7 protein-coding genes and 1 pseudogene are annotated in these 17,662 nt (G+C 37.0%); all 8 read right to left on the bottom strand.

The genetic code is table 11. The features are described from left to right. Window positions 1–510: 510 nt before the first annotated feature. Window positions 511–984, bottom strand: coding sequence for a YxiF family protein (locus U8D43_RS18350; RefSeq protein WP_335872621.1), 474 nt, complete (start codon window positions 982–984; stop codon window positions 511–513). A 33-nt stretch (window positions 985–1,017) separates the two neighbouring features. Continuing rightward, window positions 1,018–1,737, bottom strand: a complete 720-nt coding sequence (locus U8D43_RS18345; protein ID WP_335872620.1) for an HNH/endonuclease VII fold putative polymorphic toxin — start codon at window positions 1,735–1,737, stop codon at window positions 1,018–1,020. 411 nt (window positions 1,738–2,148) lie between these two features. Further along, window positions 2,149–2,724 carry a suppressor of fused domain protein gene (locus U8D43_RS18340; RefSeq protein WP_335872619.1) on the bottom strand — a complete coding sequence of 192 codons (576 nt, stop codon included), beginning with the start codon at window positions 2,722–2,724 and terminating at the stop codon, window positions 2,149–2,151. Between the two features lie 15 nt (window positions 2,725–2,739). Then, the gene (locus U8D43_RS18335; RefSeq protein ID WP_335872617.1) at window positions 2,740–12,504 is read right to left on the bottom strand and encodes a DNRLRE domain-containing protein; all 9,765 of its coding nucleotides are present in this window, start codon (window positions 12,502–12,504) and stop codon (window positions 2,740–2,742) included. 669 nt (window positions 12,505–13,173) lie between these two features. Beyond that, on the bottom strand, window positions 13,174–14,547 hold the full coding sequence (locus U8D43_RS18330) for an N-acetylmuramoyl-L-alanine amidase (RefSeq protein WP_335872615.1): 1,374 nt from the start codon (window positions 14,545–14,547) through the stop codon (window positions 13,174–13,176). A 283-nt stretch (window positions 14,548–14,830) separates the two neighbouring features. Next, window positions 14,831–15,485 (bottom strand): annotated as a pseudogene (locus tag U8D43_RS18325) (IS3 family transposase). 415 nt (window positions 15,486–15,900) lie between these two features. Then, complete coding sequence (locus U8D43_RS18320) at window positions 15,901–16,839, bottom strand: BMQ_0737 family morphogenetic spore coat protein (protein ID WP_335872613.1); 939 nt, start codon at window positions 16,837–16,839, stop codon at window positions 15,901–15,903. A gap of 217 nt (window positions 16,840–17,056) precedes the next feature. Continuing rightward, window positions 17,057–17,437, bottom strand: a complete 381-nt coding sequence (locus tag U8D43_RS18315; protein ID WP_335872611.1) for an S-Ena type endospore appendage — start codon at window positions 17,435–17,437, stop codon at window positions 17,057–17,059. Between the last annotated feature and the right edge of the window lie 225 nt (window positions 17,438–17,662).

Raw genomic sequence — 17,662 nt, 5'->3', positions numbered from 1 at the left:
TCTTATACTCATTTCACTCTTACTGCATATACCCATAATCATGTTCAATTTCATAGATATAAACAAAAAAGCACTCGTCGCCAATAGCTGGCAATCAAGTGCTTTCAAGTGTATAAAGTCATTTTAAATTTTGTTTAAATTTTGAAGTTTGTTGATTGATATTATGACATCTTTTTATGGTTTTGACAAGTGTTACGTAAAACCAATGTGCTTGCGTTATATCGTACTTGTTATTCAAGCACCAGTAGTTGTCTTCCTCGCCTTTAAACATGTCATTTCGCCCGATCTCGTTATATTCTTCTTAACTTAAACTGTTATTTTAATATTCCATAATGGTATAGCCTTTATGAGTAGTCAATTATAATTCGTTCCCACCATATTAACCAAATACCTTTTCATTCCTTCATCTCATAAATATTATGTGAAGGACTCCACAAAAAAATTAATTATACTAAGATAAAACCTTAAAAGGCACTTTGCCAATTAAGATCTTAACTTTACTGTAAAATTCTACCAACTATAAAACTCATACTGATATTCAGTTCTTTCTATACATATTCCAAATGCCAAATCATCAGAAACCAAAATAAAATCACCATAACCTGAGGTAAACTTCACTTTTTCCAATATTTCTTCCAAATTTCTATATAGTTCTTCCATATTTAATTCAACTGCTTCTATCTCTCCATCTCTAAAAAACAATATCCTACCAGAGTGTATATGAATGTTATTTTTCTCAAAAATACTATTTAAAAGTTTAATTGAACTATTAATATTATTCTGATAACTACCCTCTTTTATGCTTATAACACTCTTTAATGTAGATAGCTTATTGAATACTGATTTGCAAAATAAGTCATTTTTTTCTATTCCCATTAATGATTCTTCAGATACTGTCACAATATCCGAAAGTTGTTTTATCAAATAGTTTCTTCTATTTTTTCTTTTAAGAAGCTCAATCCTATTTCTTTTATAATCACTCACAATAATCACCTTTCAATATTCATGATCCTGATCCTATTTATATCCTTTAAAATCTTCAGGTGAATGCCCTGGATATTGATTATATCTTCCTTTATTTAAAGGACTGCCTTTCGAATCATCCGCTCCATGGAAATGTGATCCTCTACCAAATTTGTCTTCGTCATGCCTAACTACATACTTTTTCTTTCCATAAACATCGAATTCATAAACCCACCTATTCTCACTTGTTGAATCATATACATGTACGGTTTTTTTATGCTGGAGTGAATTCGGAATTCCTGCATTCCTTTTTGCATCCCTAAAGGCTCCATTTCGAGTTAAAATTTCATCAGATTTACCTGTACCCTTAGCAGCAATACCTAAGCCTCGCCCTGCCTTAATCCCATTCTTGACTAAACTTCCACCAGGTAAGGTCGCCATCCCACTTAATGCTGCGTTTTGATAATCACCATCCGCAAGATAGATAAGAGCATTCGTCCCATCGGCTACGGCTCCCAATGGGCCTGGAGTGTTTCCTACGATATCGAGTCCTGTCTGAATCCATTTTTTAATCGATGTTCGTTTTTTAGATTTTTTTGATGATTTTGCCTTTGCCTTCTTAGCCGATGGTTTACTCTTCTTACTTCCACTTGGGGTGGAAATATGGCTCGTACTTGGCTGGCTCTTATTTGAGACATAAGATGATGCGATTCTCTGCCCATCCGGATCGACGTAATAAACACAACCAAAGCTCGTTGTTTTTTGACAAATCATACGTTGTCGTCATATACTCATTTCACTCTTACTGTGTTTATTCACTAAAGTCCATTTAACAGCTATAAACAAAAAAGCACTCGTCGCCAATAGCTGGCAATCAAGTGCTTTCAAGTGTATAAGTGATTTTAAGTATTGTTGAAGTTTGTTGATTGATATTATGACATCTTTTTATGTTTTTGACAAGTGTTACGTAAAACCAATGTGCTTGTGTTTTATCGTACATGTTTTTCCAGCACCAGTATTTGTCTTCCTTGCCTTTAAACATGTCATCTCGCCTAAAGTCCCAATGTTCTTCTTAACTTAAACTGTTATTTTAATATTCCGTGATGGTTGCCTTCAATCATTATTCTCTTTCTAGCTATAATAATCTTAATAGACATTTTTCTTTCAAGGTCTTAAAAATGATTTCTAAACAATGATACTAGCTCTTGTAAAATCAATTAAATCTGGATCGATATCTACTAATAAATCCTCAAACTTTGACCAACCATTTCTCATAACAAAATCAGCTTCTATTTTCGTGATTGGCACCATCCATACTTGAATAGTTGGGACTTCTCCATTACCTGCATCAAATACATGAAATGAGTCTGGGAAGTAGACTGGCACTGTTGCATATAACGCTTCTAAATTAGTGTCTTTAAATAATCTTCCTCTTGGTCCAATAACCTGACCTCTTAAATACGCGTTATGGCCATCTAATGCTTCTTGCCCTAATTGATGAAGTATTGGTGGAATATTTTTTTGATTGCCAAAATTTGAATCTGCCACAATAAATAATTCATGTTTTATTATTTTATTTGAGTCGGGGTTTATTAAACTATGATGACTTAACCCTAAAGTAGAGTATGTTACTGTATCAGAAAATGGACCACCTTTAAATTTAACAACATTAAACGGAAGTTTTTCACCGTCTACATTTGTACTCCACCCCTGTTCAATCATCCCTAAATGGTCTTCTAAAAATTTCACATACTCATTCATATACAATTTTTCCTCCTATTCCCTATTACCTCTTCTTCTGTTACAAGAAGGGCATTCCAGCCTTGTTCCTTTTTGATAATCATCTAACACTTCTTTCCGTGTTGGGTTTAAAAATGTTCTATTCGTCCATGCTGGTGTATGATCAACATCCCAATCTCGCTTTTTCCCTGAAAAAGGCGGTACAAATATTTCTTTCTCACATGTAGGACAAAGTTTACCACCTTTAGGTCCATCTTTCGCATTATCCCAGGCATTATGAACCGTTGACTTTCTAAACCCACCTCGACCGGTTACTTGCCCCCTTTTATTTGTGCCCCTAACAAGATCACCCGTACCCTTAGCGGCAGATCGTATACCACGTCCAGCCTTTATCCCATTTTTAACTAAACTTCCACCAGGTAACACAGCAACTCCACTTAATGCTGCATTTTTAAAGTCTCCTTGGGCGGCATATGCTAAGGCGTTGATACCATCGGCAACGGCTCCTATAGGTCCAGGTGCATTCCCTAAAAAGTCTAGGCCTTTTTGCAATGAGCCAAAGAAACTTGATTTTTTTGATTCCGATGAGGTTGCTTTCTTCGTCGACGATTTAGTTGTTGGTCGATCCTGAGAACCTGGACTTATGGTATTGCTTGGTTTGGGCTCAGTAATAATTCTCCCGGTCGGAAGTTGTCTTTGTGTCCCCTCAACGTTTACTGCGTAATGTCCCGTGGGATCGGTGTAGTTGACCGGATTATTCGACGTGTACGTATATAAATGCTGCGTCCATGGGTCATTAGGAGATCCACTATACGTATCTTGCGACAGAAAACGGCCTGTATCGGAATTATAGTAGCGCGCGTTCATATAATGTAGACCGGTTGAGGCGTCATGAACGGCTCCGGTAAATTTCACATCGTTTTCAAAGGTTTTGTCGCCTACTTCTTTTGGTTTTCCAAAGTCATCGTATTCATACCCCTTGACGCGTTTGGCATCCGAGTCGACCACATTCGTAACACTACCTCGTATGTCATATTGGTAGAAGAAGTGGTTATTGGCATGTCCACCTTCAAATCGTTTGGAGGCAACAATCATTCCGGTCGGGTTCAGGATGTTTTCCGTTGTTTTTCGATTGTTGTTGTCGGTCGTATACAGAATCGCGTCATCATGGTAAAGGTATTTCGTTACTAATCCATTGGCATCACGACGAATCCGTTGTCCATCTCCATTATAAACATTTTTGAGCGTCGTTGTCTCTTTTCCTGGCGTAATGGTCTCCACTGCTGTTAGTTGATTCGCAAGGTCATAGGAGTAATTTGTTGTTACGTCTTTCATAGCCCCGTCGATTTCTTTTTTGATGATTTCGATCTGTTGATTGCCTCGATTATCATATTCATAGGAGGCATGGGACTGTCCATTTTTCATCGTAGACTTTAATTGATTAAATTGGTTGTAGGAATAGGAATAGGAGTCTTGTCCATCGTCCATTATCTTTCGGTTTCCAACCTCGTCATACTCATAAGACGTTGATTTTTGATCGATGGTAGATACTTTTAATTGACCTACTTCATTGTACTCATATGATTTTCGAACGGTTTTCGCTTCATTGTAATTCGTGTAAATCGTTTCATTTTCAATATATCCACGATTGTCGTGCTTCATGACATACTCTTCTAGCTTCATCGTTCCTTGCTTCAAATACTGAATGGTGTTCGTTCTTCCCGTACTATCATATTGATAATCGATTTTTACATAATTGGAACCGTTTGTATCAAACTCCAAATAATTCTTCGCATAATCGAGCTTTGCAGCGTTCGTGTATTTTAGCTCTTGAACTTTTTTCTCCTCCACCATGATGGATTCGAGACGATTGTACCCATCAAAGATATAATCAATGTCCTTTTGTCCGTCTCCATCCTCAGTTGGATAATAAAATTTCGTCAAATTGTCACTCGAGTCGTATTCGTAATTTACGGTGATTCCATCTTGAACAACTTGCATTAAACGGTCCTTGTTGTCATAAGCATAACTAGATGCAATCGTCTTTCCATCTTTCGTATCATGAATATATTCCCGATTTCCATTCGCATCATATTGATACACCGTATAATGACCATCACCATAGATTGCTTTTTTAACCTGATTTCGTCCATCATACTGTTGTTCAACCGTAGTTCCATCGTTTCGAGTCGATTCCGTCATATTATCATTCAAATCATACTCGAATGTTTGGATCAACCGTTCTGAGTCAGACGTATCTCCCTCATCGACTTCTTTACGAACGCGGCCAAGAGCATCTAAATACGTCCATTTTTGTCTTCCTAAGGCATCGGTTACCTTATTTTTCACGAAATCCCCTTCCACCTGATCATAATCATAGGAAGTGGTTTGAGGCTTTCCATCAACGGTTTGAGTTACTTGTTTTAAACGATTAACTCGATCAAATTGATAATCTTTCGTATATCCTTCTCCATCAATCGTTTTCAAGACGTTCCCTTGTAAATCATATACATTTTCCGTTACAATGTTCTTTCCATTCGGGTCAACAATGACTTTCGTTTGTCGGTCCAACTCATCATATACAGATTGAACGACTCGACCTTCACCGTCTATGGCCTTTGACATGTTCCCAACTTCATCGTAATAATATTCGGTTACGGCATTAAACGCCGCTTCTTTGTATAGTTGACCGACTTCATTATAATATTGTGTATTCGTTCGACCTTCTCCATCTGTATACACAATTTTTTCATTGTTGTTTTCGTCAAAATCGTAATTGACTACGTCTACATCTCCATTTGGATGGATGGTTGTCTTTAATCGACCGACTTCATCATATTGAAACTCTGTCGTAAATCCTCGGTTATTTGTCCTATCGATTAAGTTATGGTTCAAATCGAAGCTTTGTGTAACCGTATGGCCCTTTGGATCAATTGATTTGATTAATCGATCCAATAAATCGTATTGATTTTCGGTAATATAGCCTCTCGAGTCCTTGATTTTCGTTGCATTACCTTGTTTATCATATTCTAAGACTTGTGTAACTTTCCCTAACGGTTCTAAGATTTTCATCAATCGACCTTTTTTATCATACTCATACGTTGTCGTCTGATTAAACTCATTCGTCACCGTTTCTTGATTTCCAAAATCATCGTACGTGTAAGAGACGGTACGTCCTTCGGCATCCCTGGATGTTTTTAAGTTCCCTCTTTCGTCATATTTAAACGTAGTAGAAGCCTTCGCAGTACCCCTAATTGGTTCCAGAATCTCTCCCAGTAAGTTCATGTCGTTATAATCATTGAACTCCGTTACATTGCCTAATGGGTCTTTAATCGTTTCTATGTTTCCACGATTATCGTAAGTATACCAATGATGCAAGGTTTTTTTCTCACCATCGATGGTATTATCATAATACATATGATTGACCAACATATCATCCGTATAGTCATAATGAACTTGGTGGTTGTCTGCGTTCATTTTGGAAGTAACATTTCCATTCGCATTATACGTGAAGGATACCGTTTTCCCTTTGTCCGTCGTAATAGTGGTCATTTTTGTTCCATTTATCTCTGTATAATCAAAAGAGGAAGATTCCCCAATCGGATCTGTAACTTTTTTAAGCTTGTCTCCATCAAACTGTAACTTTGTTTCATATTCTTTGGAATCAACAATTCCTCTTAATTCCGATTTGTCCTCGTTATATTGATATTTCTCTACATATTTATGATTCTGTTCTACGATTTGAAAGGTTTCTGTCAATCTCTCATTCTCGTAAAGAAATTTATACGTCCGACCAGCTGAGTCAATAACCTCTTTCACTAAATCTTGATCGTCGTAATAAACAATCTCGGTTTGATCGCCTACATTGTTTCGAACGAACACTAAATTCCCGCGGTTGCGGTCGTACTCAAATGTGAGTTCGTTTCCATTCGGTTCAGTCATTTTCTTTAACTTCATTTGTGAATCAAAAACATATTTCACTTGATCTTTACGGAGGATTTCATACTGTCCATCCGACCGTTTCGTCAAGGTCATATGAACGCCTTTTGGCGTGTTATAGGTTCCATCTGACTTTTTAGTGAAACGATGTAAACTCCCGTCCCCGTCTTTTAAAATCAAGCCCAATTCCGTTCCAGATGCATCGTATTCTTTTAATAAGGTCGTATTAAAAGAGAAGTCCCATCCGTAGCCTAGCGGTGTTTTCGTCGTAGATTGACTGTTAAAGCTTCTTCTCATGACCATCGCTAATTGAGGAGAAATGGTAACAAAATCTGTCGATTGATACACAAGGTTCCCACTACTTATATTAACGTAGCCTTTTCCCCTTGCGGTTGGGAAACTGCTGTATCCCCAGTAGTCTTGTAAACCTAACCGTTTTTCAACCTCATTTTTCTCAACGACTTTTGACCACGCTTCATTAGAAGAAACACTTTCTCGAGCCTGTCCATTAAATTCTTTTACAGCTACGACTTTGTAATAAAATTCCTGACCGTAATTTAGATTATAATCATTCCAATAGGAATCCTTCACACCTTTTACAAGCAAAGTTTTGTTCGTAGGAGTAAAGTTAGGCGTTGAACTACGGTGAACGGAATAGCTCACACCTTCTGTTGATGATGCATCCCAACGAAGCAATGTCATATAATTCACATTCGGTGTGGCCGTTAGATTTTTCGGTTCATCAATCAGCTTTACTTCAAACGTATTTCCTTGAGTATTAACATAGACAATTTCAGACTCCCAAGCATTTAACGTCGGAGACACACCTGTAGTCGAACTAGATAGTATTGCCCTTACTTTCAGTTCCATTCCGGTATGAGAAATAGCTTCCATTTTATTTGGTTCTATCTCGTCCCAAGTGTTCCCACCATCTGATGAGGCCTCGTACGTAATGGATGTTCCACTCGGCTTCTCTTCTGAAGGTGACAAATGAATGGTGCTAATGCTTCCTGGAAATGTAAGAGAAGTAGATTCTATATAGCCTTTTTTTGATGAAGGTAACAATGAAATTCGATTTCCAGTGTGTTCAGTTCCGGATAAAGTATCAATGAATTCCTCATTTTCAAACTGATCCATCACTCCTCTGGTACGATAAGAATAAGTACTATAAGAATATGATCCGGAGGAATCTAATCCTCTTAGATAGAATTGATTGTTGCTTCCTTCTGGATACTCTGTTGTTTCAATATATAGTGGATAATTAGAATCATTATATTTGTAATCATGACGCTTCGAATTGACGAATAGTTCCATCCTTTCAAAATCAAGCATTCCAGTAGATAACTGAATATTATCAAAAGCAAGCATAGTTCTTTCGCTTTTAAAATCTCCTGATACATTTAACCTTATGACTGCATTATTCGCCTCATTTGGTGAAGTAAACACCTTTTTATAAGTCTGCCATTGATGGATATTCAGGTTTATAGGTGAATCTGACATCACATCAATTGATTCAAGGAACTGATCATCATTATATAAATCAATATATATGTCCCCTTTTAAATCATCTAATTCATCGATCATATCCCCCTTAATTTGATAAATCGTATTTGGATTGATCTTAACCTTTTGAGAATAAAAAGCTGACCCTCCCCAAGACCATTCGTTGGTTTGGAAGGATTCAAAGGATAAAATGGATATTCTTCCATTACTTGCATCAGTTACAGCAGAAGTAACTCCAGGTCCATTAATAATATTAAACATCCATCCGTCAGGTTGTTCATTATACCTACGATCAAGAAAGGTATAATCAAAGTTACCATTCATTATTAAGTTATTTCGACTAAATGAAGATACTTTATCAACCGAATATTCCACAGCATGATATTCATCATTGATCTCTTGATGGTCCTTTGGATTGATTATTTTAATCGCAGGTTCAATACTCGTTGTATCCTTTGTCTTAATTATTTTAGAAGTATTCGTTGTTGTATTGCCTGCCTCATCTGTAGCTGTAAATTTCAGAGTGTAAACCTTTTCATTCTTTAGTATGGAAGTATCCCAATTATAAATCACTTCATCGGACGAAGAAGTACCACTATTCAGTCGAGTATAGTCACTTGGATTTTCTCCCTCACCATAGACAAGGGACCAATTGTATTGACCAATTTCCACTTCCTGATTTTGATTGACTTCTTCTAGCTTAATCGAATCAAACCAGGCCGTTCCTTTTGCACCGGAATCACGATGATCCACTTGTAAATACAGTCGGACTTTTTCTACCCCTTCTGATGTAGTAAACATGAGTTCCTGATCCATCCAACCATTTTTCCCAGTCAATTGTTGACTGCGACTATCTGCCCAATCAAGATGCGTGCCATCAGTTTCCATCATTTTCACATTAAAAAACGCATTAGCCTGTTGTAAATCGGTTTTGATTAGGCCGCTCAGTCGATAGTTGGTATTAGGCTTGACTCCAACTTCATAGGTAGAAGAAAGGTAGCCAAGTTCTGTACCGGAGCTTGATGAAGAGGAGTCGAGTTGAAGCGTCATTGTCTCTTCAAAGCCATGAAAAGGCTCCACCGAAACCTCATCAATTGAAATTCTCCCCGTATCAAAAACCCTCACTTCATTCCATCCATCTAAACCATTAGAGAAATCACCATTTTCAATGAAGTTAGGTGAATAACCTCCTGTTTCTTCATTCAGTTCCCGTAAAGAAATCGAATCGAACCAAGCTTCTCCTTGCGAGCTCGGACCCTGATGATCTATTTGTAAGTAGATGATAATTTTTCCTGTCTCGTTAGGAGTGGTAAAGATTAATTCACTATCATACCAATCTCTCGTACCGGACAAACCTAGGTATCGATTGTCATTCCATGAAATATGAGTCCCATCTTCTTTTTGCATTTGCACATTAAAGAATGCGTTGGCAAGAGAAATGAAAAACGTTTTTACTTTCCCTTCAAGCTTATAGGTGGTGTTCGGTTTAACCTCCAATTCATAGGTAGCAGCAATATAGCCAAGTTCATTGGACGGACTCGATGAATCTGTCGACATAGAAATCGATAACGTTTGATCTAAATTGGCCTCCCCTTCAGTAGAGGTTGTGCCGTTATCTTTTGCTTTCATTTCGCTCCAACCATCTAATCCATATTGAAAATCTCCATTATGAATTAAATTGAACGGTTCCGCATGACCCACTGGATTTTCCACACCGATCTTAATCTCTTCAATGCCCTTAACGGTTTCATTCGGCTTCGGGTACTCGAACCAAACGGTCGGCGCAACAGTATCCTTCATAACATTAGCTGTTCTTGGGACTCCTTTATTTCCAGCCCTATCGAGTCCTCTGATTTGAATTGTATGAATACCATCAGTAAAATCAACTGGAATGGGCATGGAACCTTCTTCACTATTAGAACCAATACCTTTCCAAGATTGATCACCAACCTTATATTGAATCGATTCTAAGTACGCGTTATCCGTAATCCCTTCCCACGAAACAACATACTCGGATTCCGAGCTCCAAGTAGTAGGAGTGACGCTAACTGATGTAGGTGTACTCGGTGGCGTACGATCGAGGGTCATATATTCACTAGAGGTGGAATAACCCGAATAATTCCCTTTATTATCAAAGGCTCGAACACGAAAGGAGACCGTCGTATCATCCGGAAGGTCTGTAATGGTATCTTGATAGTTGCTTTCTCCTGAATGCTTTACATTTTTGACCGAGCTCCACGATCCATTAACTTTCTTTTGAAGTTCATAATAGTTTATGCCTGCCCCCATGTCCTTAGGAAGGTCTTGAACCGCATTCCACGAGACTATTGCCGTGGCATTATTCCCACTATTTATTGAACCATCTGTTATCTTCACTGTCGGTTTTGATACGTTATTTGGTGGAGTATTATCAGGTAAAACAGGCTTAGCTGGAAGTGACTGTACCGTTTCTACACCATACTCTTTATTGTAAGCAATTACTCGAAACCAATAATTTTGATCTCCTTTATGAGACCCTCCTGAAGCAATGTATGTGGTTCTTGGGTCATTTGGAAGTTCTGCTCCCGTCCCATCCGTCTTTCCATCTTTAATATGAAGTCCATATCTTCCATCTGCTTCGATTTCCTTGGGAGTAGGCCAAATACGCTTCCCTTTTGTGGACCACTTCGTAACATCTCCTACATCAACATACTCGTAAGTAGCTCCATTAAAGATGGCAACTTTATAACCATCTGCCCCTTCTACTTTGTCCCATGAAAGGTCAACATATCCTGTTATGGAGTTTGTTCCATTAGAATATGCCTTAGCAACTGGTGTTTTGGCTGTTCCAAGTGTCGTATAAGTTATTTCTAAATATGGGCGGTTCGTTGCATTCGAAGCGGAAATGATTCTTTTCCAATGAGATGTTCCATTTCCATTTGTATGTATCCTAAAACCATAGTTTGTTTTATTTCCTTTGTTCCATTCTTTTACGATACCCGATACATCAAATTCAGCCCATTGTCCACGACCTACGCTTACACTTCCTATCTTCGTTGTTGAGGAAGGTTTATTATTCCACGTTAAGGTTCCCGCATCCCATGGGTTATTTACATAATCCAGCCAAAGTCCGTTCGGATTATTAACATAGTAATGATGGGTGACATAAACCTTGAACTTAGCACTAGAGACCATATATCCAGCTTCTGGTGTCATATTCGCAGTTTCAGGTTTGATATAGGCATAGTTTCTTCCAGTACTAGAGTCGTAATAACCAACTTGTAATTGATAGATTTTTTCCTCACTGTTCCATTTACCATCCCCATTGTAATTCGTTGTAGGGTAGGCACTCATAACAAAGGTATCCTGAGAAATATCCAATGTCTCAATAGATGGGTCTATATAGACTGGAAATTGACGCATTGGATCAGCCAACCATTCAACATCAGCTTTAATGGTTAGAGTATAGCCCGTCTCATTTTTTTTCATTTCATATTTTACATTATCAGATCTTTCCGACTGCCCCTTATGCTCATCATAATTAGAGTCTGTCATAAATGGTTTAGGAACCATAAACACTTTGTTGTTATTAAAATCGAAAAATTCCAAACTTCCTACATCCGTAAGTTCACCTCTTAAATCCGTTTCGATATGAAAGGAAAAAGCATTGTAACCATCGTATGAATGGAGTATAATATCTTCTTTAGTTTGAGTATTAAAAGAAATGTTCCGTAAATCAATATTCGGAAATACTTCTTCATACGTCACTTGATTTTCTTCAAAGACAGCTTTTTGATTCTTTGGTTGAATAGTGGGTCTTTCATCTCCAAAAGCCTCTAGAAGGGAATAAGAAATGCTATGTCCACCTATATCAAATGTCGCATACTTTCCCTTTTTCATCTTTTTTAGAAAATTTGACTGTAACGTTGTATTTTGGGTTTTTAATACAACTTCATCCTCTATATTTCCGGCTACCTCTTCTTGTTTTTCTTTTGAATTTTCTGTTTTTGTTTTTGTTTTTACTGTATCCTCAACTAATTCCGGAGAAATTTCTTCAAACCGACTATTTTTCTTGTCTTTTTTATGAATCGGTTGAAAATACCTTTTTTCAACAATTGAGCCATCCCCATTGTAGAAAAATTTGGACATCTCCGTTCGCTTTTCAACGATTTCACCCCCTGGCTCAAGGTCATCTAACAGTTGATTATCAAACCCCTCGATTTTCTCAAGTTCTTTCCATTCTGATAAAGAATTTTCTTCTTTCTTCTTTTTCTCTTTATTTCCTTGCGTTGTTTCTGCCAATACTGAAGGTGGAATAGATGAAACGAGCATCATCATCACTACCAACACGGACAGAATTTTCTTCCAAAAACTATGCATGGCGTATGTTCCTTTCACTTAAATATAACCCCGAACAAAAACAGAGTTTCATTGTTAAACAAAGCATTTTTTCCAATATACCTTTAACATTGTACCTGATTTCTATTAATTTAACAAAATGAAATATTCAGATATAATCAAAACTATTTCAAAGGGAATCTTTCAATTTCCCCAATTTCATTAAAAGACCATATCAGTACGATTACCATAAGAGGTTACAATTCCTATCATTTTCAAATTTTTGAATACATGGGAAGTTTATGTGAAACGGATTTTACGAACTATACTTTAAACCATTCCATTATTTTGTTAACTATTTCTACTTGTGTATCATTAGTTAAGTATCCTATCATTACAACATTCTTTTTTGAATTGATAAGTTAAATCCTATTATTATTGAGTAAGCCTCAAATATCCCAGAAACAGAATTAGTTCCTGGGATAGATTAATAGTGTTATCTCGAATTCAAGTCTTCAAGAATATGGCCCGATTGTGGAATAGAGAATGACTGTCGTTTTTAAACAACTTTATTGTACATGTAATATCTTTATTTGTAATGAAACATCTTTATTGTCATTCAACAGAGAGGTGCTGTCCCTTCTGCCTCCCAAAGATTGCACCCCTGCCAGGCGTACCGAGAATAAGGAGGTAAGAGACATCTACCCTCCATTACAGTTCCTTCAACAAATCCTCTAAATTCACTTTTTGTTCATTCAGTCGTTTGATACTAAACTGAATCATCGTTTCATAAATACTTAAAATAAGTTGTCCATAATTAGTACCAGGTACTGCCCACTTTCCATTGAGGTACGACCAGTAAGGAGCAATCCCTCGTGTAACAAGAGAGAACCGCGGATCCACTAAAGGGTAGCCCAGCGGAAGTTGTTCACTTGAGGCGTAGGCGTATAAATGTTGGATATGCGCAAGAACTCCTTGCTCAGGAGAATCAAAGATTGCGCCCTGTGCTCCTTGTCCAGTCGCACCTATACCTGCATAGTTATTCTGATCTGCTTGAACGTCACCCGTAAAACGGAAATAATTAGTTTCGTGAATGGCTTGGGCATAGGCGATATCGCCTCTAATTCCGTAATGTTCACCGATATCAACGTATAACTCCCCAAATAGAGGTGCATTGGGATTAATTGTTTGAACATAAGAATCAAGCTGAGAAGGAAGTAGATTTATATCACCTAAGATAGATTGAAGATTCTCACCACTGGGTGGAGGGAGAGGCGGCGGAGTCTCACTACTATTCTTTAAAATGAACGCACTAATACCGATTTTCTTTAATACCGCTACTTTATTTTCCGCATTTTTTGAGTCTTCATATGCACCAACCTCTACTCGGTAGTACTGTTGTCCAGAGATTACTATAGGAAGAATAATAGTTTCATGATTATGTTGTTTCAAAGCTTTTACTCTTATTTCCGCATTTCTCCTATTTTTAAAAGAACCTGCAATAACTTTGAATAATGGTCTTGTCGCTGAAGAAATTTTTTGTAAAGATAAAGCATTTGCCACCCCGGTTGCGATACTTCTAGAAACGTCTTTCCTAAACGTTTCATTCTTCATTAATAGAAGATCCTTTTCGTTGTCGATAAATAATATTTCAAGTAATAACGCTGGCATTTTTGTTTCCCTAAGCACATGAAAATTCGCCTGTTTAATGCCTCTGTCCTTTACACCATAACTAGTCTGAATACCTGCCAGTACGTCTGCATGAATTGCTTTTTGGTAGCTTTGAGTCTGAGAGGAAACTATTCCATTATAAATAAAACTCTCGAAACCAGTTCCACCTCCAGCATTATGATGAATCGAGAGAAAGAAATCTGGTTTTGCTAGATTCGCAATAGTACTACGTTGCGTTAGTGAAAAAGTTTGATCCCCTGTTCTTGTCATTATAATGTTGACGTTATAATTTTCTTTTAAATAATCTCTTACCTTTTGCGCAATAACGAGATTAAAGTTTTTTTCAAAGTTTCCATTAAAGCTAGCACCTGGATCACTCCCTCCATGTCCAGCATCAATAATAATAGTTTTCACACTTAATCCTCTCCTAGTTTATGACATATGATAGTATACTCATTAAAGACCATCCTGCTTGGACAAATGAATATGTTTGAGAATTTTTTTGTGTATGGATGATGAGAAGAATTTCAGTCCACTAGTTTATGATACCGAGGCCATAGAATAAGTCCTTGCTATGCTCTTTAAGGAGAATTGGGACAGGTCCCTTGTCTTCTTTTCCTAGCATATTACAGAAGTGTTTTAAGTTAAGTTTCCCTCTATACATCGAATCAAGAGACTCTGGTACGTCAACACTAAATCAAACAATTTTTTTAAGGGCTAAGTTTCTGTAAGCAACTGGACTTAAGTAGCTTAATGAGCTGTGCGACCGTTTATTGTTGTACCAATTCACGTAATCAAATAGTTCAAGTACGAGCTGGGCAAGGTTGGGGAAGTGCATCCCGTTGATGAGCTCAGTCTTTAAAATCTTAAATGTGGTTTCTGCCACGGCATTGTCATAGGGGTTACCCTTTCGACTTAAGGATCTTTCAATCTTGTGCTTGGATAATAGCTCGTCAATTGCTACGTTTTTAAACTCGGAGCCTCTGTCGAGTAGAAGGTGCTTCGAGCTATTTTCAGGACTTTACACATTGCTGATACCGAATAGATGTGGCGATTTTTCTGAATGACCTCTATTTTCGTCCCATGATCAGCGCGGCTTGCTTTAAAATATCTACTTCCATTTCTAGCTGCTTATTTCTTTTCCGTAACGCGATTAATTCCTGTTCTTCTGGTAGCCTGTTGTCCTTTTCTTTAAAAGATCCAGAATGACGGAATTGAGTAATCCATCTGTCTAATGCAGAAGCTGTTAAATCATATTCACGGACAATTTCTTGACGACTTTTTCCGTTTTCAAATAGAGATACCACTTGTTTTTTGAACTCTGTTGAAAACGTTCTTCTTTTTTGGGTCATAGTGGATTCTCCTCGACTTGTTTCGTATTAGTCTACTTGCCCTTCATTTGATTGTCCAACTATGTGTAGCCTATTCTACTCCTGCAAATTACCAGAGATTTCCCTGACCACAAGAACAATAACCTCTTCGGCTTTGAATTTATCCCTTTAGAGATGCCCGTCTTTGGGAGGTGCATATTAAATTCGACATTTTGTGGGGTACTCCTTTTTTTGCGTCTTGATAGCCCTGAAGCTCTAAGGCTTCAATTTATGAAATTAATTCAGTTAATTTCAATTAATGCAACACTAGCGAGTATATGTATATTGAAGACCGAAAAAACCAAAAAGCAACTCCGAAATGAACAACAATTGTTGTGTTCTGGGGTTACTTAACGTTTACTATTATTGAGCGTACACAAATGATTACCTAGAAAATTCAATAGTATTTTTGAAAATCGTACTGCTTGTCAGATTTATTTATTATTTTTGGACGAGGAATACACTGTTTTCCACTAATTATTATATTAACGTTTGTCTCAACAAAAGTATTTAAGCAGAGATGTAGAGAAATACATACTCTGAAGCAATTAGGTACGTTTCTATCAGGGTTAAAAAATACATTACAAGTTGCATCTGTTATCTTACATTTGATTTCGGTACCTGTAGGAGCGCATAATAATAAAGATTCAACTTGTTTAAATGGGAAAACACAAAAAAGAATTTTTTTGTTATTTTGATCGAAAAGCTCAACCGTTACAAATCCCTGTAATAATAGTGAGATCATCTGTAGAGTCACTTTCTTACCATTCTCTATAGTGATACTAGTATTTTCCCTATGGTTTGGATCAGTTATTTCTTTACAATCTAAGTGGTCAATGTAATTTTTATGAATTGGAGATCCACAATTGTCCGATAAGAAACAATTAACTTTATTTAAATCTACTTCTGTATCTGCTAATTTGTACACTAATTCAATATCCATCATCCCCACACAGTTCGTTCCACTACCCACAGTACCCCTACATAAGATTTCAACTGATTCAATATTGGAAACAGTCGTACAAAATTCTTGACCTTTGTTAATAGTTGCAATAATATTCCCATTCACTAAAACATCTAATTCCCCCTCACAACCATCTTGATAGTGAATGGAAAAAGTACCGGTTATATTTGTTACTTCTATATTAGTCCACAAGGTGGAAGGTGCTTCACTGTTACATGGTACATTAAAATGACAGCAAGCAACATCTATAGCCTTTTCTTCTTCAATCCTAATCATTTTTTCAATATCTAACTTTAGAGGAGAAGTGACCCAGTCATAGATCTTTTTTGTGTTAATACAAAGATCTTCGCTGTTATGATTGGTTACACTCATCGTACCATTCCCTTTCTTTTTTTTATTTACTGACAGAGAAAAAAAGTAACCTCCAATACAAAATTTGTTATATTTTTGGTTACTAAAGAATATCTTTCCTGATGAAAAGAATTACTACTTAATCTGACATAGCCGATATAGAGCGGTTAGTAGCTTCACTTGATTTCTGAAGGTGGTTGCAAAGCGATAATAATACTTGTCCGAAATGGCTCACCCCTTAACTAAGTCGATATCTAGGACTAACGCAAATTTCACCCTTAGCTTGCTGGTCAACTTGACCTCCAGGTGCTGTAATCGCAATATTATTAAATCTCGTAGCCGTGAATACCACACAACTTTCACCAAATACAATAATTTCACGGTTTACGACCCCATTGGTACGGAATTGTACTATATACTCTGCAACTCCTCCGTTATTAAGGCCTCCATTAATGGAAATCGTTCCTGAAGTCGTAACATCTACTTCTTCTGCAACATAAACTTCTTGGATTACCCCATCCCGTAACGTGAAATTACAACAATTACTTTGATCTTGAACAAAATCATCTGAGCAACAACCGAAACAACAATCAGTTTTCGAATTACATGTACAAGACATCTCTTCACCTCCTTTAAGTTTGTACTAATAGTAAATGCAAACTTTTCACTCAATGTGTAGTGAATAGGACTAGTTCTATAAACCTGAATTATTCATACTTCCTTGCTAAACTAAATATGTAACCCAAACGGTCTTCTTTTCAATATGATTGGAAAAAGGATAGGTGTTTTCTCTTCTTTTGATGTGATTTTCTCTGATCTAGTTGGAATTAGTCGGATTTTGGGC

This window comes from Bacillus sp. 2205SS5-2, assembly GCF_037024155.1.
GTDB lineage: Bacteria > Bacillota > Bacilli > Bacillales > Bacillaceae_K > Bacillus_CI.
The sequence above is the reverse complement of the archived record's forward strand: the minus strand, read 5'-3'. Positions and strand labels throughout refer to the sequence as shown.